This window comes from Kitasatospora cinereorecta, from assembly GCF_024172095.1.
Taxonomy (GTDB): domain Bacteria; phylum Actinomycetota; class Actinomycetes; order Streptomycetales; family Streptomycetaceae; genus Kitasatospora; species Kitasatospora cinereorecta.
On sequence record NZ_JAMZDX010000002.1, the window covers coordinates 1,267,626 to 1,292,504 of the forward strand.

Sequence of the window (24,879 nt, forward strand, 5' to 3'; positions counted from 1 at the left end):
CCACGAGGAGGCGCGCGATGAGTCTGTCCTCCATCCCGCTCACCCGCATCGCCCCGGTCGTCGCGGCCGTCCGCGCCCGCGAGGTCGCCGACCCGGTCGCCCTGTGCACGGCCCTCGCCGAGGGCGGCATCCACTGGGTCGAGTTCAACACCGCCGTCCCGGCACCGGCCGCCCGGCCGGTCGGCGCCGCCGGCCGACCCGGAACCCGGGTGGGCGTCGGCCCGATCCTGACGGTGAACCAGGCCGAGTCGGCAGCCGCGCGAGGTGCCGCCTTCCTGGTCGCGCCGGGCTGCGACCCGGCGATCGCCCGCGCGGCGCGACGGCTCGGCCTGCCCTTCGTCCTGGGCGCCCTGACCGCCACCGACATCGCCGACGCGGCGCACCTGGGCGCGTCGGCGGTGAAGGTCTTCCCCGCCGGCACCGTCGGGCCGCGCTACTTTCAGGAGATGCACGACCGCTACCCGCACCTGCCGATGATCGCCGCCGGCGGGGTGGGCGCCGACGACGCCGCCGACTACCTGGCGGCGGGAGCGGCCGCGGTCTGTGTGGGGGAGGACGTCGTGTCACCGGCCGCGGTCGCCTCCGGCGACTGGGCCGAGATCACCCGCCGGGCCCGGGACTTCACCGCCGGCCTGCCGGAGTGGTGCGCCGCGTCGCGGGCCCCGGGCCGCCCCGGCCAGCTGGCGTCGGTCACCGCACGGGCCATGGCCGTGCCCTGGTAGGCCGCGGCCGTAGCCTGCCGTTCCCGCCTCCGCACCACGCCGGGGCCGTTGATGATCTCCAGGGAGTTGCTTTGCGAGTCGCGCTCTTCGTCACCTGCGTCAATGACGCGCTCTACCCCGGGACGGGGCGGGCGGTGGTGAGACTGCTGGAGCGGCTCGGTGTGGAGGTCGACTTTCCCGAGGCCCAGACCTGCTGCGGGCAGCCGCAGTTCAACACCGGCTACCGGGCGGAGACCCTGCCGCTGGCCCGTCGCACCGCCGCCGCGTTCGCCGGCTACGACTACGTGGTCACCCCGTCCGGCTCGTGCGCGGCGATGATCCACGACAACTATCCGAAGCTCGGCCTGCCCGAGGCCGAATCGCTGCCCGGCCGGGTGTACGAGCTGACCGAGTTCCTGGTCGACGTCCTCGGCGTCACCGACGTCGGCGCGTACTACCCGCACACCGTCACCTACCACCCGTCCTGCCACGGCCTGCGGATGCTCGGGCTCGGCGACCGCCCGCTGCGGCTGCTGCGCGCCGTCAAGGGGCTGGACCTGGTCGAGCTGCCCGGCGCCGAGGAGTGCTGCGGCTTCGGCGGCACCTTCGCGGTCAAGAACCCGGCCGTGTCGGCCGCGATGGCCGCGGACAAGGTACGGAATGCGCTCGCCACCGGTGCCGAGGTGCTGTGCGGCGCCGACAACTCCTGCCTGATGCACCTCGGCGGCACCCTGCGCCGCCAGGACGCCCCGCTGCGCACCGTCCACCTCGCCGAGATCCTCGCCTCCACCGAGCACTCCACCGAGAAGGAGCCCCTGGTATGAGCGGCACCTACCTCGGCATGCCGGCCTTCCCCAAGGCCGCCGCCGTCTCCACGCAGAACGCGCAGCTGCGCGCCAACCTCACCCACGCCACCCACACCATCCGCGACAAGCGCGCCAAGGCGGTCGCCGAACTCGCCGACTGGGCGGAGCTCCGGCAGGCCGGCAAGGAGATCAAGGACCGTACGCTGCGCCGCCTCGACCACTACCTGCTCCAGGCGGAGGCGGCCGTCACCGCGGCCGGCGGCACCGTCCACTGGGCGCAGGCCGCCGCCGAGGCCAACCGGATCGTCGCCGACCTGGTCAAGGCCAAGGGCGAGCGCGAGGTGGTCAAGGTCAAGTCGATGGCCACCCAGGAGATCGGCCTCAACGAAGCGCTGGCCGCCGAGGGCATCACCGCCTACGAGACCGACCTGGCCGAGCTGATCGTCCAGCTCGGCGACGACCTGCCCTCCCACATCCTGGTGCCCGCGATCCACCGCAACCGCGGTGAGATCCGCGACATCTTCCGCGAGGCGATGAGCCGTTGGGGCCGCCCCGCGCCCGAGGGCCTGACCGACTCGCCGGCCGAACTCGCCGAGGCGGCCCGCCTCCACCTGCGGGAGAAGTTCCTCCGGGCCAAGGTCGCCGTCTCCGGCGCCAACTTCCTCGTCGCCGAGACCGGCAGCCTGGTCGTGGTCGAGTCCGAGGGCAACGGCCGGATGTGCCTGACCCTGCCCGAGACGCTGATCTCCGTGGTCGGCATCGAGAAGGTCGTCCCCACCTGGCGCGACCTGGAGGTCTTCCTCCAACTGCTGCCCCGCTCCTCCACCGCCGAGCGGATGAACCCGTACACCTCGATCTGGACCGGTACCACCCGCGGCGACGGCCCGTCCGACTTCCACTTGGTGCTCCTCGACAACGGCCGCACCGACACCCTCGCCGACGAGGTCGGCCGCCAGGCCCTGCGCTGCATCCGCTGCTCCGCCTGCCTCAACGTCTGCCCGGTGTACGAGCGGGCCGGCGGCCACGCCTACGGCTCCCCCTACCCGGGGCCGATCGGCGCCATCCTCACCCCCCAACTGCGCGGCCTCACCAGTGAGGTGGACGCCTCCCTGCCGTACGCCTCCACGCTCTGCGGGGCCTGCTACGAGGTCTGCCCGGTCGCCATCGACATCCCCGAGGTCCTGGTCCACCTGCGCGAACAGGTCGCCGAGCACGGCACCGGCCACCGCGCCGAACGCGCCGCGATCAAGGCCGCGACCTGGCTCCTCGACCACCCCGCCGCCTACCGCACCGCGCTGCGCGCCGCCGCCCGCACCCGCCGCCTCCAACCCCGCCGACTGCCGCTGCCCGGCCCCGCCAAGGCCTGGAGCGACACCCGCGACCTGCCCACGATGCCCGAACAGTCCTTCCGCGACTGGTGGAAGACCCGCGGACAGGAGAACACCCCGTGACGACCGACTCCCGCGAGCGCGTCCTCGCCCGGATCCGGACCGCCCTCGGCGACGTCCCCGCCACCGACGAGCCGCCGCTGCGCCGCGGCTACCTGCCGGCCCACGTGACCGAGGACCGCCCCACCCTGCTCGCCGTCCTGGCCGAGAACCTCGCCGAGTACCGGGCCCACGTCAACCACGCCACCCCTCAGCAGCTCCCGGAGGTGATCGGCCGCCTGCTGCGCGAACACGACACCCGCTCGCTGGCCGTCCCCGCCGACCTGCCCCCCGGCTGGCTGTCGGCCGTCGGCGGCGTGCGGATGCTCACCGACGGGCCCGCGCTGACGGCCGAACGGCTGGACGGCATCGACAGCGCGCTGACCGGCTGCGCGCTCGCCGTCGCCGAGACCGGCACCATCGTGCTGGACGCCGGACCCGGCCAGGGCCGGCGCATCCTCACCCTCGTCCCGGACCACCACATCTGCGTGGTCCGCGCCGACCAGGTCGTCGCCTCCCTGCCACGCGCCCTCCCGCTGCTCGACCCCACCCGCCCGCAGACCTGGATCTCCGGCCCGTCCGCCACCAGCGACATCGAACTCGACCGCGTCGAGGGCGTCCACGGCCCCCGCCGCCTCGACGTCGTCCTGGTGGGCGAGGCACCGCGATGAGCCGGGTGGCCGTCACCGGTAGCGCCAGCGGTACCGCCACCCCTGCCGATCGAGGGCGGCCCGGTCACCGCACCGTCCGCGTCGGTGAGTTCTCCTTCGCAACCGCAGCGATCGGCAACCTGCGCACCCCGGACGGTGACCTCCACGCCGAACAGACGGTGGACGCGGCCTGGAAGTCCGGCATCCGCCACTTCGACACCTCCCCCCACTACGGCCGCGGCCGGTCCGAACGCCGCCTCGGCCGGGCACTGAGGGGCAGGCCGAGGGACGAGTACACCCTCTCCACGAGGGCCGGTTGCGTCCTCGACCCCGCCCCCGACGCCCGTGGCCGCGATCGCGCCGACGGCCTGGCCGGCCCGGCCGCGTACCGGCGGCGCCGGGACTTCAGCGCCGAGGGCATACGCCGCTCCGTCGAGGAGAGCCTGAACCGGCTCGGCCTCGACCGGATCGACCTCGTCTACCTGCCCGACCCCGACGACCGGACCGACCAGGCTCTGGACCACGCCTACCCCGCGCTCGAGCGGCTGCGCGCCGAGGGCGTGATCGGCGCGATCGGCCTCGCGGTGGACCGGACCGAGCAGCCGGACCACATCCTCCGCGACACCGACCTCGACGCGCTCCTGCTGACCGGCCGCTACACCCTCCTCGACCAGCGCGGCCTGGCCGGACTGCTGCCGTTGGCAGCGGAGCGGGGCGTCGCCGTGGTCGTCGGCGGGGTCTTCAACTCCGGTCTGCTCGCCGCCCCCGGGCCCGAGACGGCCTTCGACTACGCGCCCGCGCATCTGCAGCTCCTGGAACAGGAAGTCGAGTTGAGGACCGTCTGCGAGCGGTACGGCGTTCCGCTCCGGGCCGCCGCCCTGCGCTTCCCGTTCGGCCACCCGGCCGTGGCCCGAGCCCTGGTCGGCACCCGCAGCGCGCGCGAGGTCAGGGACGCCGTGGCCATGCTCCACTGCCCCATCCCGGACGCGCTGTGGACGGAACTGAAGGCACGCCGACTGCTCCCCGCCCACGTGCCGACCCCCAAGCAGGCGGGCTGACCCGGACCGCCCTGTCCCTGATGGTGGTTACGCCCCGTCCAGCGCCTCCACGAGGGCCGCCAGGAACTCCTTCGGCCGTTCCAGCTGCACGCTGTGCCCGGCCCCCTCGACCACCACCTCGCGCACCCGCCCGCCTGCCGCGGCGTACCGGTCCAGTACGGCACGGGTCTGCGTCACCATCGGCTGCGCCGGGCATGCGTCGGCGCCGGGCCAACCAGGAACCAGGCCGAGAGCACCCAGGTGGGCCAGGTCGAAGAGCGAGGTGTCGGAGACGATCACATCGGCCGAGCCGCGGATCCACAGGATGGGCGGTTTCGGCTCGACCAGTTCCAGGTCGTCGATCCGGAAGTGGGTGGGCGCCATCGAGTTGAGCACCCCTCGCTCGCCGGGGGCGAAGCCCGGCCAGGCATCGCTCGGACGGCTGTCGCCCGGGTAGTGGCCGTCCCCGACCCGGGTGGTGAGCATGGCGGTCAGGTAGCGGTCCGGCTCGGCCAGCGGCTCGCTGACGTAGGCGGTGTCCAGGACCGAGCGCGGCGCGAACGGGGACGCGGAGCCCAGGTCACCCTCGCGCAGCAGCCGGACGAACTCGGGGGCCGCGCCGCCCGCGCCGGAGCCCGCGCCGTCGGGCGAGTTGAGCTGCCCGTCCACTCCGTGGGTGCCGCCGAAGCCGTACGGGGAGACCGGGTTGACCAGGGTGAGCGAGCGGACCAGGTCCGGTCGGTCGCGCAGGAGTTGCAGGACCACACCACCGCCCATGCTCCAGCCGACCAGGTGCACCGGGCCGAGCGCCAGCGCCCGGAGGAAGGAGAGCAGGTCCTCGCTGTGGTCGCGCAGGCCCCGGGTGGCGTCCACCGGCAGCGGCTCGGTGCCGCCGAAACCGCGCAGGTCGGGCGCCAGCGGGCGGTAGCGGGTGGGGAGCGCGGCCATGGTCGAGTGCCAGAAGACACTGGAGGAGACGTTGCCGTGCACCAGGACCACGGGTTCCCCGGTGCGGTCCTCGATCTCGGCGTAGCTCACGGTCAGTCGTCGGGTTGCGGTCAGTCGATCGGCAATCATGTGACCGGTCCTCAGTTCAGCCAGCCGGCGACCTGCGCGCTCGCCGCGCTGTCCCAGCCGAGTTCCAGGTGGTTGGCGAGAGCGATCAGCGCGGTGCCGCCGACGGTGGCGAAGCCGCCGGTGTCCAGTGCGCTCGCCACGAAGACGACTCCGTCACTGGGGCCGCGGTTCTCGTTGAAGATGCCGACGATGTCGGGCGTGCCGCCGGCCAGCAGGTAGGCCGTCACCGAGGCGGGCACGCCGGCCTGGTGCAGCGGGGCGATCAGCGAGCCGGCGTTGATCGCGACCTGGATGCCGCCGCCGTCGGTGTAGAAGCCCTGTCCGCCGTAGTACGTCGTGTACCAGTCCTGCTGGCTCTGGTCGACGCTGAAGACCGAGTCCCAGCGGGCCAGCATCTGCCGTTGCCCGGGGTAGTCGTCGTAGCCCCCGGTGGGGGTGAAGGAGAACTCCGGGTGCGCGGTCCAGGTGCCGTAGCAGGTCATGCGCAGGTGCGGGGAGGGGGCGTTGACCGCGCCGCCGCACTGCGGCCAGATCGAGAAGTCGTGCGCCCATCCGTGGGCGTAGGGGTAGTCGTAGCCGCCGTTCGGGCCGCCGAGGGTGATCAGCTTGCGGACGTCGCCCGCGTACGGGCGGCCCCAGGCGGGCTTGACCGAGGACACGTAGGCCCGCGTGGACATCTCGCCCTTGCTCCAGCCCACCAGGTCCACCTGCGGGACGCCGAGCTTGGCACGGATCAGCGCGACGGCGTCGCCGACCTCCTGGGCCTGCATCAGGTTGTCGCCCTGCTTGTGCGCGAAGCCGATCGCGAACACCCGGTAGCCCCGCCCGGCCAGGTACTGCATCAGCCCGGTGTTCGGGCAGGAGGCGGCGCCACAGCCGTAGCCGCCGGACTCGCCGGGATTGGCCCAGGCCCGGTCCGGGTTGTCGTTGGCGCCGTGCACCAGCAGGACCGGGACCTGGTGTGCGCCGGTGTTCCAGCCCGGGGCCGAGTAGAGCAGGAAGCGGCCGGAGAACGGCTGCTTGACGCCGCCGAAGAAGGTGAGCCGCTGGCCGTCCTGGTCGCCGCGGCCGTCCGGCGGGTACTGCTCCTGGTGGAAGCCGGGAGTGGTGTCGAGGTACCGCTCGACGTGGTCCCAACCGTTGGCCACGCTGCTGTAGGTCGCCTCCAGGGTCAGCCGGGAGGGCACCGCCGCCGAAGCCGGCCCCGACGGGAGGACCGCACCGATCAGTGCCAGCAGGCCCGCGAGCAGCCGGCCCAGACCTCTCCGCACCCCGTATCCGTTTCTCCGCATATCGCGCCCACCCCTTCACCCCGCGAGTCAGTGCGCGACACGCTACGGAGGCCGGAGGGTCCTCCCCATGGCGGCGGCGCACACCTCGGTCGACCCGGTGTGGACGCGGGCCACGTGGCCAGGACGCCGACGGTTGCCACCGAACGGAGCACCCGTACGAGAGCGGGCGCGCGAAGGGCCCGCGTCGCCGCGGGCCCTTCGTGGTGCCGGGTGCTGGTCAGAAGGTCAGCTTCCAGCTGTCGATGTAGCCGGCCAGCTCGGCGTACATGTCCTGGACCTTGAGCCGCCAGGTGCCGTTGGCGGGCTCGCTGGAGGCGTTGACCTTGTAGGTGGCGATGACGTCGTAGCCTCCGTCGCCCGGGCTGCGCTCCTTGAGTCGGTAGGCGGTGCCGTCGGGGGCCACGAGGTCGACGACGACGTCACCGCGCCAGGGGTGCTTGATGTCGACGTCCACCGTGAGGGTGCTGGGCGCGTTGCCGGTGCGCCCGCTGACGACGATGTCGGAGTAGACGGCCGGGCCCTCGTCGGGGATCGGGACGTCGGTGGTGTTCTCGAAGGTGGTGAGCACGGACACCGCCTTCCAGGTGAACGTCGCTGTCGAGGCGGCGCCGGTGCTGTCGGTGGCCTTGACCGTGACGCTGCTGGTGCCGAGCTTGGTGGGGGTGCCGGAGATCAGGCCGGTGGAGGCGTTGATCGACAGGCCGGCCGGCAGGCCGGTGGCCGCGTACGACAGGGCGCCCGGGTTGGTGCTGCTGGCCTGGATCTGGAGGCTCGCCGCCTGGTTGACCACGCTTTCCTGGGTACCCGGGTCGGCCACCGAGACGCCCAGGGCCATCCGGCTGCCGACCGCGACGCCGGCCCAGGCGTTGGCGGTGTTGACGTACGTGACGCTGTTCAGGCCGTACAGGTCGGCCGCGGCCTTGAGGGTGGCGGTGCGGGCGCCGGCGTAGTCGGTGGTGGAGGTCATGTACGTGGTCAGCGCGCGGTACCAGATGTTCGCGGCGGCGTCCCGGCCGATCGGGGTGACGGGCCGGTTGTCGGCGGTCGGGCTGTCGTAGGTCACCCCGTTGACCACCTTGTGGCCGCTGCCCTCGGAGGCCAGGTAGAACCAGTGATTGGCCGGGCCGGAGGAGTAGTGGACGTCGATGTCGCCGAGGCCGATGTGCCAGTAGTCCTTGGAGTAGCCGTCCTTGGAGGGCTTGTCCATGTAGCGCAGCGGCTCGCCGTTGCCGTAGACGTTGATCTTCTCGCCGATCAGGTAGTCGCCGGGGTCGGCGGCCGAGTTGACGTTGAACTCCACCGCGGTGGCCATGATGTCGGAGGTGGCCTCGTTGAGCCCGCCGGACTCGCCGCTGTAGTTCAGCTTGGCGGTGGCGGCGGTGACGCCGTGGGTCATCTCGTGGGCGGCGACGTCCAGCGAGGTCAGCGGGTTGGCGTTGTTGTCGCCGTCGCCGTAGGTCATGCAGAAGCAGTCGTCGTCCCAGAACGCGTTGACGTACCCGTCGCCGTAGTGCACGCGGCTGGACGAGCCCTTGCCGTCGTCGTTGATGCCGGTGCGTCCGTGGACGTTCTTGTAGTAGTCCCAGGTCGCCTGGGCGCCGAAGGCGACGTCCACGGCGGCGGTCTGACGGTTGCTCTGCTTGCCGTTGCCCCACACGTCGTTCGCGTTGGTGAACAGCGTGCCGGTGCCGTCCTCCGCGCCCTTCAGGTCGTACGTCCTGTGGTTGCCCCGGGCGCCGTCGGTCATGGTCCAGCCCGAGCCGGACTTGGTGGTGCCGATGGTCACCTTGCCGTTGTACTGGCCGGTGCCGGAACCGGTCTCGATGGCCTGGTACTCGAAGAGCTTCGCGCCGGTGGTGGCGTCGGTGATGACGTGCAGCGCGTTGGGGGTGCCGTCGGGCTGGAGGCCGCCGACCACGGTCTCCCAGGCCAGCACCGGGGTTCCGCTCGCCGTCCAGACGACGGACCGCACCGAGTCGGCCTTCGCCTGCTTGGCGCCGGCCGCCTCGGCCCGGCCGACGGCCAGGCCCTTGGCGGAGTCGGCGCTGTGGGCCGGGGTGGTGGACGCCACCGCCACCGAGCCCCTGGCGGCCTTGTCGACGCCCTTGATCGAGCCGTCGGGGGCGGTGTGCACGACCAGGTCGCCGCCGAGCACGGGCAGGCCGGCGAAGGTCCGCTCGTAGCGGGTGTGGACCGTGCCGTCGGCGTCCTTGAGCACCGAGCGCGGCTGCAGCTTCTCCTGCGCATCCAGGTGCAGCGCGGCCGCCGTACGCGCGACGTTGGCCTCGGCGGCCTTCAGCAGCACGGACCGCTCGCCCGGGCCGAGCGGCGCGGCGAGCGCGCCGGCCAGCGGCTTCGCGGAGACCGCCAGGGTCTGGGCGGAACGGCCGGACTCGGCGCTCGCCGCGCCGGCGGGGAGGGTCGCGGTGACCAGCGCGGCGCCGACGATCCAGGCGCTCACGGCCGCGACCTTGCGGGGGGAACGTAACAACGGAACTCCTTCTGCGACGGCCCGGGGGTTGGGGCCGGTGACGGCCGGACGGCTCGGTTGCCGCCCGGACGGGGCTGGAGGTGCGTTGGTGCGTTGTGGCGCGGGGTTGGTGAGGGCATGTCATCCCCCACCGCCGGCGGCATCCTTGCCGAGGAATCGTCAGGGTTGCCATCCGTAACCCCGTTTCTACGGGTACGTACAGATGGCGGCAGCACCCCTGGGTGACGGATCCCGCCGAGGTCGGCGCGCCTCGGGACACCGGCCGCCGGGCCGATCGGCACAGATCCGGCGTGCCGGTTCGCAGTGGCACGTGGAACGTTCGGGCCGGCGGTCTACGACTCGGGCTCCGCCGTTGGAGCGGAAGGCCGGCAGCGCTCGGGTCGGGCTGATCGGGGTCGTGATCGGACACAGGTCGGGCGGAACCCGAATCCGTGGCGCCGAGGCTGCCTTCGAGTGGTTCTGTTGGCCCACCCGGGTGGGGAGGCCGGGCCCTCCGTGAGACAGCGTTCCAGCTGGTGATGCTCAGGTCTCCAACACCGACAGATCAGGAGTTTTTCTCATGGACGCGCTCAGCGGCCTGCTCGGCAACTTCAGTGGCCTTCTCGGAGGCCTTCTCGGCGGCCTCGGACTCGGCTGAACCAGGAGCCCCCGTGGTGGAGGGGCCGCCTCCTTCCGACGGCCCCTTCCACAGGCGAGCGCCACGTCCCGCGCCGCCGGCCACTTCGCCGCCGCCCAGCACCTCTGGCAGGACATCGGCCGCCCCTACGAGACCGCCCTGGCCGCCGAACACCGCGCACGGGCCTGCGCCGAGACCGACCCGGCCGAAGCCGCCCAACCGCTCGCGCAGGCCACGGCCGCCTTCACCGCGCTCGGAGCCGCCGCCGACCTCGCCCGCGCCGACCACCTCGCCCGGCACCTCGGACTGACCAGACCCGAATCCGTCGGACGGCGCGGCTACGGAAGCCGGCTCTCCCCCCGCGAGCGACAGGTCGCCGAACTCCTCGCCACGAACGCCACCAACCAGCAGATCGCCGAAGCCCTCTTCCTGTCCCCGCGGACGGTGGAGCAGCACGTCGCCAACGCCCTGCGCAAGCTCGGGACCACGCGAAAGAACGTCGGCGCGAAGCTCTCCGAGGACGAGGCGGCCGACTGACGGTGAGAGCCAGGGGCCGGGGATCCGCAGTGCGGGCCCGGCCCCCGGTACCGCGGGGTGCGGCTCGGTCAGCGGGATTCCTGCGCGTGTTCGGGTGCGGACGCGGTGGGCGGATGGTCGGTGGCGGCCAGGGCCTCGAGGTGGTCGGCGGCGCGGGAGGCGCCGCCCGCGGCCCGGAAGGAGTCGGCGATCCGGCGGGCGGCGTCCTGGTGGGTGGGATCGTCGAGCACCGCGTCCACCGCCCGGCCGAGGCGGTCCGCGTCGGTGCGGCCGAACCGGATCCGGACACCGGCGCCGGAGGTGGCCACCTGCTGGGCCACCACCGGCTGGTCGTCGCGGATCGGGGCGACCACCAGCGGCACGCCGTGCCAGAGTGCCTCGCAGACCGTGTTGTGGCCGGCGTGACAGACCACGGCGTCGGTGCCCGGCAGCAGGCTGAGCTGGGGGACGGCGGGCAGGGCGAGGACATCGCGGTTGGGCGGAAGGTCGGCCAGCACGCCTGCCGGGTCCACGATCACCGCCTGCAAGCGGTCGGAGCGGGCCTGGAGGGCCTGCTGGCAGACGGTCAGGAAGGCCGCGCCGGCGTCGGTGTTGGCCGTGCCGAGCGTGACCAGGACGGTGGCGCGGGCCGGGTCGAGCCACTGCCACGGGAACGCGGCAGACGTCGGCCGGGCCGCCAGCGACGGGCCGACGAAGCGCACCCGGCCGGTTCCGGCGCCGGTCGGCTCACCGGCCAGCTCCGCCGTGGTGAACGCGAGCGCCAGGTGCGGGGAGAACCGCGGGTCCGTGTCGGCTGCCGGGTCGCCGAACCGCCCGCGCAGCCCGTCGAGCAGCTCGCGGACCCACGCCTCGACCAGCGGCATGCCGTCGAGCGCTCCGGTGAACTCGGCCGAGGTGGTCGCGGAGGTGGCCCACGGCAGACCGAGCCGCTCCGCGACAAGGGCACCTGCCACCGCCTGCTGGTCCACCACCAGGACGTCGGGACGGAAGCGGCGGCAGGCCGCCTCGATGTCGGGTGCCATCGCCTCGGCGAGCGGGATCAGGAACTCCTGCCAGAGGAACTTCAACGCGGCCGGCCCGCGCAGCTCCGGCGGGCGGTGGGGGGCCAGGGGCGGAATGGCGCACGGGAACACCTCGGTGTCCTCGCCGGCCAACTGCCCCACCAGCTCGGGCAGTCCGGCCCAGGCGACGGTGTGCCCGCGGGCCGTGAGTTCGGCGGCGACGCCGACGAGCGGGTTCACGTGCCCGACCAGCGGCGGAACGACGAGGAGGAGACGGCTCACCTGAAACTCCGTTCCGCCGGCTCGGGAATCTCCGACCCGCGCAGCCCGACGCCCTGCTCGCGCAGCCAGTTCAAAGTCAATGTCCTGACCAGTGACGGAGCTTCGATGAGGACGGAGTGTTCCTGCCCGGCCGCGAACTCGCTCCGGCAGGCCGGCAGCAGGCCGTCCAGCCAGGACGCCTGCTCGGCCAGGTCCGACTCCGTGCCGTACACCGCGAGCACCGGGCAGCCGATCGCGCGTAGCTGCGACTCGGTCGGCAGCAGGCTCTCCGGGATGTCCCGGGCGAGCGAGGTGGCGGCCAGCAGCCGGCCCGCCGAGCGTGCCAACCTGGCCGTGTGCCGGCCGCGTTCGGCGGCGACCCAGGCCAGCGAGGACTCCGCGGTGAGTTCGATGCGGGCCCGTCGCAGGATCCCGTCCAGCTTGGCGGCCCAGGCCGGTGAGGCGGGCTCGGACTCGATCGCCAGGATGCTCGCGACCCGCTCCGGTCGGCGGACGGCCAGGCCGAACGCGACCGTGCCGCCGAACGAGTTGCCCACCAGGTGCACCGGCCCGGCGACCGCCAGCCGGTCGAGCAGCGAGTCGAGGTCGGCCACGAACCGCTCCACCTGGTAGCCGCTGGCCGGCCGTCCGGAGCGGCCGTGGCCGCGGTGGTCGTACATCACCACGTCCAGGCCGGCGGCGGCGAGAGCGGGGGCCAGCGTGAAGTAGTAGCTGGCCAGGCTGTCGGTCAGCAGCCCGTGCACCAGGACCACGGTCCCGCAGGGCGGGCCGCCGTCGCTCGGGGCGAGCCGCTGCACGTGGCAGCGCAGTCCGTCGAGGTCGAGGAAGGCCACGGTCAGCCCCGCCCGTCTGTGTTCAGCCGCGCCACCACGTACTCGACCAGTCGGCCGACGGACAGTTCGATGATCTCGTCCAGTTCCATGCCCGCGATGAACTCGGCGAAGTTGACCCGGTCGCCCCAGCGTTCCTGGAGCCGGCCGGCCAGGGTGACCAGGTCGATGCTCTCCAGCTCCAGGTCCTCGGTGAACCGGGTCGCCATGGTGACCTCGGTGTCCTGCAGGCCGTACTCGTCCAGGACGGCGGCCAGCATGGCGGTGATCTCACCGAGGACCCACTCGGCGGTGGGCGGGGTGCGGTCCACGGTCTGCTCGCTGACGGTCACGTCGTTGTCGTCCTCTCGATGTCGTGCTGGTGCTTGTGGGGCTGTTCCTGAGGGCCCTCGCCGGTGGTCCAGGCCGCCACGTACTGGCGGAGCGGCAGGCCCGGAGGGCTGTCGACCACGGCCCAGTGCACGTGGTGGCGCTGCGGGCCCCGCGGCCCGGCGGCCTCGACCACCAGGGCGGACCCTTCGGCCGCGACCACGGCGAAATCGCGGGGACGGCCGCGCAGCCCGGTGCCCGCGGCCTTGGCCGCGGCTTCCTTGGCGGCCCAGAACCGGGTGAACCACAGGGCCGTACTGCCACCGTCGCTGCCCCGGCATTCCGTCAGCAGCGCCGACTCGGCCGCGCCGAGGGCCACCTGCAGTGTCTCGGCGGGCCGGTCGACGACCTCTTCGAGATCGATGCCGACCCCGCCCCCGGCCGGCCGGACCAGGGCTGCCGCCGCCTCGGCGCGGTGCGCGAGCGAGACGTCCAGCGGCGGGAGCACGCGGCCGTGCAGCCCGGTCACCACCGGTCGGCCGTCCGGATCGTTGCGCACCTCGATCTCGGCCGGGAAGACCGGTCCCTCACCCTGCTCCCACAGCCACCGACGGACGGCGTCCTTCACCGCGATCCGGCCGAGCAGCCAGGCCCGGCGGGTGCGCGGCGGCTGCTGCGCGTACCGTTCCCGTTCGGCTGCGCCGAGGTGGTTGCGCATGATCAGGTCGCGGGAGGCGAGGTCCGGCCAGCGCTCGTGCAGCAGCACCCAGCCGCCCGGCTGCGGTCGCCCGAGGGTGTGGCGATCGACGAACCGCTCGACCGGGCGGGTCTCGGGGTGGCTGTCGAAACGGCGGTCCTGCCAGCCGTGCAGCTCTGCCCAGACCGTGCCGTCGGCGAGGCGCAGCTGCCCCTCGGCTTCGAGCACGTTGTCGGTCAGGGCGGTGATCCGCAGGTGGCAGTGGAGCCGGGCGCCCGGCCGGGGCGCCGGTCCGTGGTAGCGCAGCCGGCGGATGGCGACCGGGAAGACCACGGTCCGCTCGGTGCGGGTGGCCATGATCCAGTACCCCAGCAACTGCCCGACGTTGTCCAGCAGCGCACCGGGTGCGGCGGGCGCGGTGATCACGCCGCGTACGTGTGTCGCACCGATGGCGGTGAGCTCGGTCAGGCCCTGGAAGGCCGGACCGTGGAACATCCACCGGTCCTGGTAGAGGCGGGCGGCGGTCAGCTCGGGGCGCTGCTCGGCTTCCGGGTCGACCGGCCAGGGGGCAGGTGGATCGTCGTGACGGTCACCCAGTTCCACCACGCCGTCCGCGAACTGTCCGAACCTGGCGTTCAGCAGGTCCGGGCCGGCCTGCCGGAGAGCGATCTCGACGTCGAGCGGCTCGGCCGCCGGCACCCACTGGCCGAACCGCAGGTCCCGTGCGCCGACGGCGATCCGGCCGGGCGCGGCCGCCTCGGCGGAGTCCAGCAGGTGCTGGACGATCGTGGTCGCGGGGACGACCGGCCAGCGGTCCGAGGGATCGGGCCAGTCCGGGCGCTGGCGGAAGAAGCAGTGGTCGGCCAGGTACGGCATGGTGTCGAGTGAGATGTGCAGCCGGGCGGTGTCGCGTCCGGCGTCCCCGCGCGGCGCGGCAGCCGGCACTCGCCTTGCCAACTGTTCCGCTGCACCGATCAGTTCGGTGGCGGTGCGTTCGGTTTCCCTGAGCAGGGCGTGGAGTTCGGCCGCCAGGGGAGAGTGCTCGCCGAGTCGCCCGAGGGGGTCGGCCTCGGGACGGCTCCGCGGAGCCGTCTCGGCGATCAGCGGGCCGAGCGCCGCACGGTCCAGCGAGACCAGCGCGCTGCCGAGGTCCAGCGGCACGGCCGGGTGCTCGCGCCGTGCCGCCGCCTGTCCGGCCCGTGCCGGCCGGAGCGCCGCGGCGTCCGGTTCGGCGCCGTCGACCCACAACGCCGCCGCCACCCGCCGCAGTTGAGCGAGCCCGTCGCGCTGCGGGGCGTTCGCCGCGACGGCCAGGTGCTCCCGGTCGTGCAGCGTGTCGGCCACCAGCGAGCCCAGCTGCCCGGTGCCCACCTGGACGAACGCCCGGAAGCCGGCCGCGTACAGCGCCTCGACCAGCGGGCGGAACCGCACCGGCTCCAGCAGGTGGCGCAGGAACAGCGCGCGCACCTCGGCCTCGGCCGCCGGGAACGGCGCGGCCGTGGTCCCGGACCAGACCGGCACGGCGGGCGTGTGCAGCTCGAACTGCTCGGCGGCCTGCCGGATCGGCGCCAGGTACGGGCCCAGCATCGGCGTGTGGAACCCGGAGCGGAACGGCAGCACCTGACCGAGCACTCCGCGCTCCCGGAACCGGCGGACCAGCTCGGCGACCGGCTGCTCCAGTCCGCAGACGATCGCCTGCTGCGGGGCGTTGTCGTGCGACAGCACGACCTCGGTCATGCCGGGCAGGGTGGCCAGCGCGTCGAGAACCCGGTCCGCGGACGTGCCGAGAGCGGCGAACGCCAGGCCGGGCACCCTTAGCGCGTCCGGGTCGAAGGCGGTCAGGAACGCGTCGACCGAGGCGCCGGAGTACAGGCCGCCGGCGATCATGGCGGTCCACTCGCCGACGCTGTGGCCGGCCACGGCGTCCGGCCGCAGGCCGATCCGGCGCAGGGCCGCGTCGAGCAGGCGCCCGACGGCGACCACACCCGCGCCGTGCCGGCCGACGTCGCCGACCCGGGTGCCGTCGCCGACGGGCGGTCGGGGCAGCCCGAAGTGGTCCGCGACATCGGCCACCCGTGGTGCGAACTCGCCCTCCAGACCCGGGAAGAGGAACGCCAGCCGGCCGCCGCCCGGGCCGAGCAGCGGAGCCGGTGCGTGCCAGACGTCGCTCCGGCCGCGCCACGCCCGACCCCGGGCCACGGCGCGCCGGGCCACGGCGAGACGCTTCGGCGTCGGGTCGACCACCGCGAGGCGGCAGCGCGGTGCCGGGCCGCCGTCCTCGGGCCGACCCGCGCGAAGCAGGGCGGGGTCGTCCGCGCCGGCGACCAGCGCGGCCAGTTGCGCGGGCGAGTCGGCGGCCAGGCGCAGCACCCGTTCGGGCTCGACCACCTGTACGGTCGCGGTCGCCGGCCCGGGGTCGGCCGACCGAGCGGCCCGCCCGACCAGCGGCAGGACGGGGGACGGCGTGGTACCGGGCGCCTGTTCGAGGACGACGTGCGCGTTGATCCCGCCGAAGCCGAAGGCGTTCACCCCGGCGCGTCGCGGGCCGCTCCCGGCCTCCCAGGGCTCGGCGGCGGCGATCGGCCGGAACCGCGTGCCGGCCAGCGCCGGGTGCGGCTCCTCGCAGTGCAGCGTCGGCAGCAGCACCCCGTGGTGCACGGCCAGCGCGGCTTTGACCAGCCCGGCGATGCCCGCGGCCGGCATGGTGTGGCCGATCATCGACTTGACCGAGCCGAGCACGGCCCGCTGCTCGCCGGCCCGCGCCTGGCCGAACACCTGGGCCAGGGTGGCCAGTTCGGCCGCGTCCCCGGCCGGCGTCGCGGTGCCGTGCGCCTCCAGCAGGCCGAGCGCACCGGGCGCCGCCGGGTCGCATCCGGCGGCCCGCCAGGCCTGCTCCACCGCGCGCCGCTGGCCGCCCGGGTCGGGGCTGGCCAGCGCGGCTGTGCGGCCGTCGCCGGCCACTCCGGTGCCGCGGATCACCGCGTACACCCGGTCGCCGTCCCGCTCGGCGTCCTCGAGCCGCTTGAGCACGACCACGCCGGTGCCCTCGCCGATCAGGATGCCGTCCGCACCGCGGTGGAACGGGCGGATCCGCTGGCTCGGGGAGAGCGCCCTGAGCTGGGCGAACACGCTCCACAGCGTGACGTCGTGGCAGTGGTGCACCCCGCCCGCGAGCACCGTGTCGCACCGTCCGCTCGCCAGCTCGCCGACGGCCTGGTCCACCGCGACCAGCGAGGAGGCGCAGGCGGCGTCCACCGTGTACGCGGGTCCGCGCAGGTCGAGCCGGTTGGCCAGCCGGGAGGCGGCCAGGTTCGGCACCAGGCCGATCGCCGCCTCCGGCTGGTCCGGTCCGAGCCGCTCGGTGAACGCCGCTCGCACCCGATCGAGCTGATCGGTCGTCAGCTGCGGCAGCAGTTCGCTCAGGGTTCGGGTCAACTGGTGTGCCCCGCGGACCCGCTGGTCGAGCCGGGCGATGCCCGGGGTCAGGTACCCGCCACGGCCGAGCACCACGCCGACCCGGTCCCGGTCCGGCAGCCGGTCCGGGCCGCCGGCGTCCGCGATCGCGGCGTCGGCGACCTGGAGGGCGATCAGCTGGTCCGGCTCGGTGGCGGCGACGGAGTTCGGCATCATGCCGAACCGGGTCGGCTGGACCTGGGCGAGGCCGTCCACGAAGCCGCCGCGACGGCAGTACAGCCGGTCGGGCGAGCCGTCGGCGGCCTGCGGGTCGTAGTACTCCGGGTCCCAGCGGCCCGCCGGCACCTCGCCAATTGCATCGACGCCGTCGAGCAGGTTGCGCCAGTAGGTGGCCAGGTCCGGGGCGCCCGGCAGCAGCACCGCCATCCCGACCACGGCCACGGGCGGCATCCGGCGGCTCGTCACCCCCCTCACCAGCCCGAAGCGGTGTAGACCACGGACCGCGACTGCGGGTCGCCCCAGGCGAGTTCGCGGAGCAGCGCCTGGGCGCCCGCGTCCGGGGCGATCAGCTTCACGCCGCGGCCGGCGTAGTCGCGGGCGAGCTCGACGGAGACCATGCCGTTGTGCCGGGCGGACGGAGCCCACGGGCCCCAGTGCACGGTCAGCGCCCGCCGCCCCGTGTGCCGGGCCCACCGGGCGCCGAGCTCCTCCAGGGCGTCGTTGGCCGCCGCGTAGTCGGCCTGGCCGCGGTTGCCGAGGGCCGCCGCGATGCTGCCGAACAGGACGGTGAACCCGGGTCCGACCGGCAGTTCGGACAACGCGTCGAGCAGCGCGCGGGCGCCGTCGACCTTGGTGGTGAAGACCCGCCGGAAGGAGGCGGGGTCCTTCTCGGCCAGCACCTTGTCCTCGATCACGCCTGCGGCGAAGATCACGCCGTCCAGTCGTCCGTGTTCGGCGTACACCTCCTTGACCGCCTGGCGCAGCGCGGCGCCGTCGGCCGCGTCCACGGTCCGGTAGCCGGTCGGCGAGCCCAGCGCCTCGAGCTCGGCCAGGGTCGCGGCGACCTCGCGGCCCGCGAGCAGCCGGGACGCGGCGGCGTCCACCTCCGGCAGCGGCACACCCCGGCGGGCCAGTACGGCGCGCAGCGCGGCGCGGTCGCGGGCCGTGGCGGTCGCCGGGTCCTCGGGTCCGTCCGGCGGCGCGGTGCGGCCGAGCAGCTCCAGGCGGCAGCGGCTCGCGGCGGCCAGCGCGGTCGCCACGTGGGCGGTGATGCCTCGGGCGCCGCCGACCAGCAGCACGACGGCCTCGCCATCCAGGCCCAGCGCGGCGGCCTCGGCCACGCCGTCGCCGGCCGGGCCGGCGCCCGTGCTGCCGAGCACGCCGAGTCCGGTCTCGCGCAGCACGAGGCCGCGCCGACCGGTCGCGGTGCGCAGCACCACCGTCTCGTGGTCGTCGGCGAGCAGTTCGGCGACGACGGCGTCCACGGTCCGCGCCTGGTCCGCGGAGTCGGCCGGGCCCTCGGGGCGGTCGAGTTCGAGGAGGCGGGCCGACATGTCGGGGTACTCGCGGGCGAGGGTGCGGAACAGGCCGCGCAGGCCGTCCGCACGTCCGCTCCCGCGGTGCCCGGTGCGCTCGGCGGGGCTGATCGCGAGCAGTCGGCGCGGTGCGCGAGCCAGCGCCGCCTGCAGCGCGGGTACGGCGCCGGGAAGCACCGCAGTGCCGTCCGCGGCGAGCGGATCGAGCAGCAGGACTCCGTCCGCCTCGCCGTCGGCGGGGGACAGGTGGTGGTCCACCGGGTGGGAGGACACCTGGGCCCCGAGCGCGCCGAGGCGGGTCGCGAGCGCGGCGGCGAGGCCGTGGCCGTCGTCGCCGAGGAGGTGGAGGTGCCGGCCGGCGAGGATGTCGGCGGGTGCCGGGGCCTGCGGCAGCGGGACCTCCTCGAAGCACAGCCGGAGCGGATCGTGACCCGCCGGCACCGCGGGGCCGTCGGTCGGTGCGGCGTCGGGGTCGGTCGGCCGGAGTGCGGGGACGTCCTGCGGTGCCGCGGCCGTGGTCTGGTTCGGGCGGCCGAATCGGTCGGTGAGCCAGGTGGCGATGGCGGCGGCGGTGCGGGTGCGGGCGAGTTGCTCGATTTCGTCGTCGTTCAGTGGTGTGGTGTCGGCGCCGGCCCGGTCGGCGAGTCTGCGGACGAGTTGGCCGATGATTTCGGTGCGCTTGATGGAGTCGACGCTGAGGTCGGCTTCGAGGTCGAGGTCGGGTTCGATCATGTCGGCGGGGTAGCCGGTGCGTTCGCCGATGACGTCGATGACCACGGTGAGCAGGTCGGTCGCGTTCATCGGGGCGGCCGGGTGCGGTGCCGCGGCCGTGGTCTGGTTCGGGCGGCCGAATCGGTCGGTGAGCCAGGTGGCGATGGCGGCGGCGGTGCGGGCGCGGGCGAGCTGTTCGATTTCGTCGTCGGTCAGTGGTGTGGTGTCGGTGTCGGCCTGGTCGGTGAGGCGGCGGACGAGCTGGCCGATGATTTCGGTGCGCTTGATGGAGTCGACGCTGAGGTCGGCTTCGAGGTCGAGGTCGGGTTCGATCATGTCGGCGGGGTAGCCGGTGCGTTCGCCGATCACCTCGACGACCAGGGCGAGCAGGTCGCTCACGCCCCTCGGGCTCGCGGGCTGCGGTGCAGCGGCGGCCTCGGGGACGGACACCTGAGCGACAGGCCGCGGAAGGTGAGGAGCAACGGAGCGGACCGGCGGCACCGCCGGTTGGGCGGCCCCGAGGTAGGTCAGCAGCACGTCCCGCTGAGAAGCGATCAACTCCCGGCTGGTGCTGAGAAAATCGGCGATCAGTGCCTGCGGGTCCGCGGATCTCGGGTCGGGCGTGGACATCAGGGCCTCCGGTACGGGTCGGGCCGGTGCCAGCGCACCGGGCAAGGTCTCTCCTGCGGCGGTCCGCACCAGCTGGCCGTCCACCGTCCAGCCGGGTCGGCGGGGGGCCGGCCCGCGGCCCGCAGGCACCGCGTCGCGGCCGCGGAACAGCCGGTCGGTGTGCACCGGCACCCCGGCGACGGCGAGTTCGGCGAGCGCGTCGAGGTAGCCGGGCAGGCCGGTGCGCCGCCGCTCCAGCGGTACGGCCCGGTGCGGCCGGTCGCCGAGCACCTCGGACACCAGGCGGGTCAGCACCGACCCGGGCCCGGCCTCCACGAAGACCCGGGCACCCGCCTCGTACATCGCCTCGATCTGTGCCGCGAACCGAACCGGCGCACCGATCTGCGCCGCCAGCTCGGCCCGGATCGCGGCCGGGTCGGCGGGATAGGCGTCTGCCGTGCGGTTCGACCAGACCGGGAACTCCGGTGCCCGCACCGACCGTTCGGCCAGCGCCGCCGCGAACGGCTCGCCCGCGCCGGCGACCAGCGGACTGTGGAAGGCGCACGCCACCGGCAGCCGCTTCGCCCCGTACCCGGCCTCCCGCAGCAGCTCGGTGGCGGCCGCCACCTGCTCGGTCGGCCCCGAGATCACTGCTTGCCGCGGCGCGTTGTGGTTCGCCACCACTACCGCGTCGACCGCCTCGGAGCCCGACAGGACCTTCTCGATCTCCTCGGTGCCGGCCCGGACGGCGGCCATCGCTCCCGGGTCCCGCCCCGGCGCTGCGCCGACCGCGTCGTCCTCGTCGGCCCCGACCGCGGTCAGGATCGAGCGCGCCCGCTCCGCACTGAGCCCCGGCAGGTCCTGCGCCGCCAGTGCCCCCGCCGCGCAGAGCGCGACCAGCTCGCCGTAGCTGTGGCCCGCCGCGAGCTGCGGCCGCACGCCCGCGAGCGCGAGCAGCTCCTGGGCCGCGAGCCCGGTCAGGCCCAGCACCGGCTGGGCGACCCGGGTGTCGGTCACCGCGGCCCGCTGCGCCGCTCGCTCCTCGGAGGTGAACGCGGCGGGCGGGTACAGCAGGTCGGCGTACCGGTGCCCGAGCCGCAACTGCCGTTGCAGCGCCGGGAACGCGGCGAACAGCTCGGCGAACATCCCTGGCCGCTGGCTGCCCTGGCCGGGGAAGAGGAAGGCGAGCCGACCGCCGGGCTCCTCGTCCGCCGCGTCCAGGTGCAGCCCGTCCTGCGGCGCGTGCTCCTCGGCCAGCGCCCGGTTCAGCAGCGCGACGAGCTGCGCGACATCCCCCGCCACGATCGCGACCCGCACCGGCCCGTGCCCGGCCGCGGCTCGCCGGGAGGCGGCCAGCGCGAGGTCGCGCAGCCGCCAGGGCCCGCCCGGCGCCGTCGCGAGCCCGAGCAGTTCGGTGACGCCGCGCAGCGCCCGGGACCGGTCGGCGCCGCGGAACAGGAACAGCTCGGCCGGCCACTCCTGGAGGCCGTGGACCGGTTCCGCGCCGTCGTGACCCCGCAGCACCGCGTGGAAGTTGGTGCCACCGAAGCCGAACGCACTGACCCCGGCGACCCGTTCACCCGCCGGCGCGGCCCATGGCCGGGCCTCGGTGTGGAAGGCGAACGGGCTCCGCTGCGCCTCCCAGGCGGCGTTCGGCCGCTCCAGGTGCAGGGTCGGCGGCAGCACGCCGGTGTGCAGCGCGAGCGAGGCCTTGATCAGCCCGGCCAATCCGGCCGCGCACTTGGTGTGCCCGATCTGGGACTTCACCGACCCGAGCGCGCAACTCCCGGGCGCCGCACCGGCTTCGGTGAAGACCTCGGTGAGGGTGGCCAGTTCGGTGCGGTCACCGACCACGGTGCCGGTCCCGTGCGCCTCCACCAGGCCCACGGCGGCCGGTTCGACGCCGGCGCTGCGGTAGGCCCGTTCGAGTGCCGCCCGCTGGCCCTCGGGCCGGGGCGCGGTCAGCCCGAGCGAACGGCCGTCGCTCGCGCTGCCGACCCCCTGCACCACCGCGTACACCCGGTCGCCGTCCCGCTCCGCGTCGGCCAGCCGCTTCAGCACCAGGCAGGCGACCCCCTCGCCGAGGGCGATGCCGTCCGCTGCCGCGTCGAACGGGCGGGACCGGCCGGTGGGGGAGAGCGCGTGCACCGAGGCGAAGAGCAGGTAGTCGTTGATCCCGTTGTGCAGGTCCGCGCCGCCGCAGAGCATCAGGTCGGCCGTCCCGGAGACGAGCTCCTTGCACGCGACGTCGAGCGCCGCCAGCGAGGACGCGCACGCGGCGTCCACCGTGAAGTTGGCGCCGCCCAGGTCCAGCCGGTTGGCGATCCGCCCCGAGATCACGTTGGCCAGCATGCCGGGGAAGGAGTCCTCGGTGAGCCTGGGCAGCTGCTCCGCGAGCGGGCCCGGCACCTCGCCCAGGTAGGAGGGCAGCACCGCGCTCAACACGCCCGCGTTCGACAGGTCGCTGCCCGCCTCCGCGCCGAACACCACGCCGGCCCGCCCCCGGTCGAAGGCCCGGCCGCCGTCACCCGCGCCGCTGTCGTACCCCGCGTCCAGCAGCGCGCGCCGGGCCGCCTCCAGTGCGAGCAGCTGAACCGGCTCGATGCTGCCGAGCGCGGTCGGCGGGATGCCGTAGGCGAGCGGGTCGAACGGGATCCGGGGGAGGAAGCCGCCCCACTTGGACGGGGTGCGGCCCGGCTCGCCGTCCGGACCGTAGTACACCTCGGGATCCCAGCGGTCCGCCGGAACCTCGGTCACCGCGTCCACGCCGTTCAGCACGTTCGCCCAGAACGCGGGCAGGTCGGGAGCCTGCGGGAACATGCCCGCCATGCCGACCACCGCGATCTCCAGCGGTCTGGGCCGCTCGACCGGCTCGGCGGACGCGCCGAGCCGGTCGGCGAGTTCCGCCGCCCGCCGGGCGAGGAAGGCACCGGCCCCGCCGGTCACCGCGGCGTGCAGCTCGGGAATGGTCGTGGTCGCCGAGCGCAGCACCGCGACCTGGCCGGCCATGAACATGCCCCGCGCCAGCTGCCCCTCGTCGTCGATCGAGGCGAGCTCCCCGGCCACCCGGTCCAGACCCTTGCTGGCGATCCGCAGCCGCCCGACGTTCAGCCGCTCCAGCTGCTCCCAGACCTCCCGGTCCGGCCGTCCCTCGGACCGCAGCCGCTCGCCGGTCTGCCGGAACTCCTCGGTGAACGGGCTCGGTACGCAGCGCGTCGCGTGCCCGGGCGCCGAGTGCAGCAGTTCGGTGGCGCTCGCCGCCAGCACCTGGCGCTGGAACCGCGGCTGCACGGCGCCGAGCGCCACCGCCTCCTCGGTGACCAGGTACGCGGTGCCCATCAGCACGCCGGCCGCGACCCCGCGCTCGGCCAGCGGCGCGGCGAGCGCCGCCACCATCGCCGCCGAGCGCTCGTCGTGCACGCCGCCCGCGAACAGCACCTCGACCGTCGGCGGCTCGCCGCGCTGCTCGTCGAGGAAGTCCGTCAGCACTCCCAGCTGCGCCTCCCAGAGCGGGAAGCTGTGCAGCGGGCCGACATGCCCGCCGCACTCCGAGCCCTCGAAGACGAACCGGCGGGCGCCGTCCGCCAGGAACTGCCGCAGCAGGCCGGCCGAGGGCACGTGCAGGAAGGTGCGGATCCCGGCCTCGTCCAGCACCCGCGCCTGTGCCGGGCGTCCGCCGGCGATCACCGCGTGGCTGGGCCGCGCGGCCAGCACCTCTTCGAGCTGCGCGCTGCGCACCTCCTCGGCGGCGAAGCCCAGCACGCCGACGCCCCAGGGGAGTCCGCCGAGCGCGGCACCGGTCCTGGTGAGCAGGTCGCGGGTCTGGTCGCGGTCCGCGAGGGCGAGCGCGACGAACGGCAGCGCGCCTGCCTCGGCCACCGCGGCGGCGAAGTGCGGCTGGTCGCTGACCCTGGTCATCGGGCCCTGGGCGAGCGGGAGCCGGGTGCCGAGCGCGGTGCCGAGCGGTGACCCGGCGCCGAGCAGCCGGGCGCCCGCGCCGCTCGCCGCCTGCCGGACGGCGTCCCGAACGGCGTGCACGGTCCGCCCGGCGGTGCGCCACCGCTCGGCGAACCGGGCGGCCAGGAAGCCGTCCTGGCCCACGGCCAGCTCGATCGCCCCGGCGGCCCCGGCGGCCGGGCCGGCCCCGGCGCCACGCCGGAGCACCCGTCGCCCGTCGACCACTGCGGTCTCGGACCCGTCCATCGAACGCAGCGCGGCCGCGACGTGCTCCGGCACGGCCGACTCGGCGAGCAGGGCCAGCTGGGTGTCCAGCACCACCCCGGCCGCGCCGCCGACCACCGCGGCCGCCGCCGTGTGCGGACCGATGCCACCGGCGGCCCAGACCGGGATCTCGATCCCGGGGTTGTCCAGCAGCAGTTGGAGCAGCACGAAGGTGCTCAGCTCGCCGACCCGTCCGCCGCTCTCGCTGCCGCGCGCGATCAGCCCGTCCGCCCCGGCGTGGACCGCGGCGAGTGCCTGCTCCAGATCGGTCACCTCGACCAGCAGGCGGTGGCCGGTGAACGGCTTCGGGTCCCAGTCGGGCGTGCCCGGTGCGGGCGAGACGTCCGGTGCCAGGATCACGGTGTGCGGTCCGGTCCCGTCGGCCCGGCGCAGTTCGCCGGGCGACAGGGCACAGCCGGGGCCCAGCCGGACCCCGAAACGGCCGGGGACGCGTTCGCGGAGCCGGTCGAGCTCCTCGCGCGACCGGCGGTCGCCGGCGCCGAGGTCGAGCACGCCGAGCGCGCCGGCGCGGCAGACGGCCTCGGCCAGCGCGGCGTCCGGTTCCTGGTGCGGGGTGACGCCGATGACCAGGTCGTCCGGCGGCAAGTGGGGACTCATGGGGGCTCCGATGGGCAG

At 74.6% G+C, this 24,879-nt stretch carries 13 protein-coding genes and 1 pseudogene; 6 read left to right on the forward strand and 8 right to left on the reverse strand.

Going from position 1 to position 24,879, the window contains the following annotated elements:
- Positions 1-17 precede the first annotated feature (17 nt).
- The 5 genes from FHR36_RS12625 (at position 18) to FHR36_RS12645 (ending at position 4,642) form a co-directional block, all read left to right on the forward strand.
- Positions 18-722 carry a bifunctional 4-hydroxy-2-oxoglutarate aldolase/2-dehydro-3-deoxy-phosphogluconate aldolase gene (locus tag FHR36_RS12625; protein WP_253796459.1) on the forward strand — a complete coding sequence of 235 codons (705 nt, stop codon included), beginning with the start codon at positions 18-20 and terminating at the stop codon, positions 720-722.
- A 71-nt stretch (positions 723-793) separates the two neighbouring features.
- Positions 794-1,525: a (Fe-S)-binding protein gene (locus FHR36_RS12630; RefSeq protein WP_253796461.1), complete on the forward strand. Its 732-nt coding sequence runs from the start codon at positions 794-796 to the stop codon at positions 1,523-1,525.
- The gene (locus tag FHR36_RS12635) at positions 1,522-2,958 is read left to right on the forward strand and encodes a LutB/LldF family L-lactate oxidation iron-sulfur protein (RefSeq protein ID WP_253796462.1); all 1,437 of its coding nucleotides are present in this window, start codon (positions 1,522-1,524) and stop codon (positions 2,956-2,958) included. Before FHR36_RS12630 ends, FHR36_RS12635 begins: the two co-directional genes overlap by 4 nt.
- Positions 2,955-3,605 carry a LutC/YkgG family protein gene (locus FHR36_RS12640; RefSeq protein WP_253796463.1) on the forward strand — a complete coding sequence of 217 codons (651 nt, stop codon included), beginning with the start codon at positions 2,955-2,957 and terminating at the stop codon, positions 3,603-3,605. The genes FHR36_RS12635 and FHR36_RS12640 overlap by 4 nt, the downstream gene beginning before the upstream one ends.
- Positions 3,602-4,642 carry an aldo/keto reductase gene (locus FHR36_RS12645; RefSeq protein WP_253796464.1) on the forward strand — a complete coding sequence of 347 codons (1,041 nt, stop codon included), beginning with the start codon at positions 3,602-3,604 and terminating at the stop codon, positions 4,640-4,642. The genes FHR36_RS12640 and FHR36_RS12645 overlap by 4 nt, the downstream gene beginning before the upstream one ends.
- A gap of 27 nt (positions 4,643-4,669) precedes the next feature.
- Here the strand turns inward: FHR36_RS12645 and FHR36_RS12650 are convergent, their stop codons facing one another.
- The 3 genes from FHR36_RS12650 to FHR36_RS12660 all read right to left on the reverse strand — a co-directional run bounded on the left by FHR36_RS12650 (position 4,670) and on the right by FHR36_RS12660 (position 9,481).
- Entirely contained in the window at positions 4,670-5,698 is a 1,029-nt protein-coding gene (locus FHR36_RS12650; RefSeq protein WP_253796465.1) for an alpha/beta fold hydrolase, read from the reverse strand.
- Between the two features lie 11 nt (positions 5,699-5,709).
- Positions 5,710-6,969: an esterase/lipase family protein gene (locus FHR36_RS39280; RefSeq protein WP_308199300.1), complete on the reverse strand. Its 1,260-nt coding sequence runs from the start codon at positions 6,967-6,969 to the stop codon at positions 5,710-5,712.
- 238 nt (positions 6,970-7,207) lie between these two features.
- Positions 7,208-9,481, reverse strand: a complete 2,274-nt coding sequence (locus FHR36_RS12660; RefSeq protein WP_253796466.1) for a M4 family metallopeptidase — start codon at positions 9,479-9,481, stop codon at positions 7,208-7,210.
- Between the two features lie 922 nt (positions 9,482-10,403).
- On the opposite strand from FHR36_RS12660, the pseudogene FHR36_RS40290 reads away from it, so the two are divergent.
- Positions 10,404-10,532, forward strand: a pseudogene (locus FHR36_RS40290) (LuxR C-terminal-related transcriptional regulator); the annotation flags it as partial.
- Positions 10,533-10,702: 170 nt separating this feature from the next.
- Here FHR36_RS40290 and FHR36_RS12675 read toward each other — a convergent pair.
- From FHR36_RS12675 to FHR36_RS12695, 5 genes are all read right to left on the reverse strand, one after another.
- The gene (locus tag FHR36_RS12675; protein WP_253796468.1) at positions 10,703-11,917 is read right to left on the reverse strand and encodes a glycosyltransferase; all 1,215 of its coding nucleotides are present in this window, start codon (positions 11,915-11,917) and stop codon (positions 10,703-10,705) included.
- Entirely contained in the window at positions 11,914-12,750 is an 837-nt protein-coding gene (locus FHR36_RS12680; RefSeq protein ID WP_253796469.1) for an alpha/beta fold hydrolase, read from the reverse strand. Before FHR36_RS12680 ends, FHR36_RS12675 begins: the two co-directional genes overlap by 4 nt.
- Before the next feature lie 2 nt (positions 12,751-12,752).
- Positions 12,753-13,007, reverse strand: coding sequence for an acyl carrier protein (locus tag FHR36_RS12685; protein ID WP_253796769.1), 255 nt, complete (start codon positions 13,005-13,007; stop codon positions 12,753-12,755).
- A gap of 68 nt (positions 13,008-13,075) precedes the next feature.
- On the reverse strand, positions 13,076-17,617 hold the full coding sequence (locus tag FHR36_RS12690; RefSeq protein WP_253796470.1) for a type I polyketide synthase: 4,542 nt from the start codon (positions 17,615-17,617) through the stop codon (positions 13,076-13,078).
- A 20-nt stretch (positions 17,618-17,637) separates the two neighbouring features.
- The gene (locus FHR36_RS12695) at positions 17,638-24,861 is read right to left on the reverse strand and encodes a type I polyketide synthase (protein ID WP_253796471.1); all 7,224 of its coding nucleotides are present in this window, start codon (positions 24,859-24,861) and stop codon (positions 17,638-17,640) included.
- Positions 24,862-24,879 lie beyond the last annotated feature (18 nt).

Excerpts from the sequence above, each read along its gene's own strand:
- FHR36_RS12625 (WP_253796459.1), top strand. The coding sequence starts at position 18 with ATGAGTCTGTCCTCCATCCCGCTCACCCGCATCGCCCCGGTCGTCGCG.
- FHR36_RS12635 (WP_253796462.1), top strand. The coding sequence starts at position 1,522 with ATGAGCGGCACCTACCTCGGCATGCCGGCCTTCCCCAAGGCCGCCGCC.
- FHR36_RS12645 (WP_253796464.1), top strand. The coding sequence starts at position 3,602 with ATGAGCCGGGTGGCCGTCACCGGTAGCGCCAGCGGTACCGCCACCCCT.
- FHR36_RS12650 (WP_253796465.1), bottom strand. The coding sequence starts at position 5,698 with ATGATTGCCGATCGACTGACCGCAACCCGACGACTGACCGTGAGCTAC.
- FHR36_RS12685 (WP_253796769.1), bottom strand. The coding sequence starts at position 13,007 with ATGCTGGCCGCCGTCCTGGACGAGTACGGCCTGCAGGACACCGAGGTC.
- FHR36_RS12690 (WP_253796470.1), bottom strand. The coding sequence starts at position 17,617 with ATGCCGCCCGTGGCCGTGGTCGGGATGGCGGTGCTGCTGCCGGGCGCC.
- FHR36_RS12695 (WP_253796471.1), bottom strand. The coding sequence starts at position 24,861 with ATGAGTCCCCACTTGCCGCCGGACGACCTGGTCATCGGCGTCACCCCG.